Genomic DNA, 1,405 nt, shown 5'->3' with positions numbered 1-1,405 from the left:
TACTCCAACGTCACTTGGCTTTGTCGTTGGGCGTGGCGTGGGCGTGAAGACGGCCACCGCGTTGATCATCGATGGTTTGTGAGGACAATCGAAGATCGTGCGGTGGCCGCGTGCCACAGCGTAGACCCCGCCGGGTGGCGGGTCATCCTGGACGAGGCGATGACGCGTGTCGCGGGCCGGTTCGTGCGGGCCGAGCCGCGGGCGACGGCCGGGCAGTTCGTAGAGGGGCTGCTGTCGGAGGCCGAACGAAAGACCTGCTGGTCGCTTGCGGAGCGGGCGGGTCACGGGGATCCACAGGCGATGCAGCGGCTGCTGCGCACGGCGGTGTGGGATGCCGACGCCGTCCGCGATGACGTACGTTCCTGGCTGATCGAGCAGCTCGGCCATCCCGACGCGGTGCTGGTGACCGACGAGACCGGGTTCTTGAAGAAGGGCGTGTGCTCGGTCGGGGTGCAGCGGCAGTACACCGGCACCGCCGGCCGGATCGAGAACAGTCAGGTCGCAGTGTTCCTGGCCTACGTGACACCTGCCGGGCGGGCGATGATCGACCGCAGGCTCTACCTACCCGAGACGACCTGGTGCGACCAGCCCGACCGCCTCGCCGCCGCTGGGGTCCCGGACGACGTCGAGTTCGCCACGAAGCCCGCTCTGGCCCGGCAGATGATCGCCGCCGCCCTGGAGGCCGGAATCCCGTTCGCATGGGTGACCGGGGACGAGGTCTACGGCGCCGACCCCGCCCTACGCGACAACCTGGAACACCGCGGGATCGGCTACGTCCTCGCGGTCGGCTGCGACCGACGCGTGGCGGTCAACGACGGCCGCACCCTGATCCGCGTTGACGACCTCGCCGAGCGGATCCCCACCGCCGAGTGGCAACTGCACAGCTGCGGACCCGGAGCGAAAGGTCCACGCGAGTACCTGTGGGCGTGGATCACCACCGCCACCCGGCCGGATGAACACCGGTGGCTGCTGATCCGCCGCAACCGCACCACCGGCGAGCTGGCCTTCTACCTGTGCTGGTCACCCCGCCCAGTGCCGCTGCACACCCTCGTGACCGTCGCCGGATCCCGCTGGAGCATCGAGGAGCTGTTCCAGACCGGCAAAGGCCAAGTCGGCCTCGACCACTACCAAGTCCGCGGCTGGACCGGCTGGCACCGGTTCATCACCCTGGCCATGCTCGCCCTGGCCGTCCTGACAACCCTCGCCGCTCAGCAACCCGACACCGACCCGGAAATCATCGCGCTGACCATCGCCGAGATCCGCCGACTCCTCAACGCCTTCGTCCTCACCGCATCACTCCCGCCAGAACACACCCTGCACTGGTCAATCTGGCGACGAACATCCCAAGCCCGAGCCCGCCGATCCCACTACCAGCACAGACAGGCCAAGTGACGTTGGAGTACTA

1 protein-coding gene is annotated in these 1,405 nt (G+C 68.3%); it reads left to right on the top strand.

The features are described 5' to 3' along the window. Positions 1 to 159 precede the first annotated feature (159 nt). A complete protein-coding gene (locus FHG89_RS00250; protein WP_139581842.1) occupies positions 160 to 1,392 on the top strand; it encodes an IS701 family transposase in 1,233 nt (410 codons plus the stop codon). Positions 1,393 to 1,405: the final 13 nt, after the last annotated feature.

Origin of the sequence: Micromonospora orduensis (assembly GCF_006228125.1) — a bacterium.
Taxonomy (GTDB): domain Bacteria; phylum Actinomycetota; class Actinomycetes; order Mycobacteriales; family Micromonosporaceae; genus Micromonospora; species Micromonospora orduensis.
This window is presented reverse-complemented; position numbering and strand designations above follow the sequence as displayed.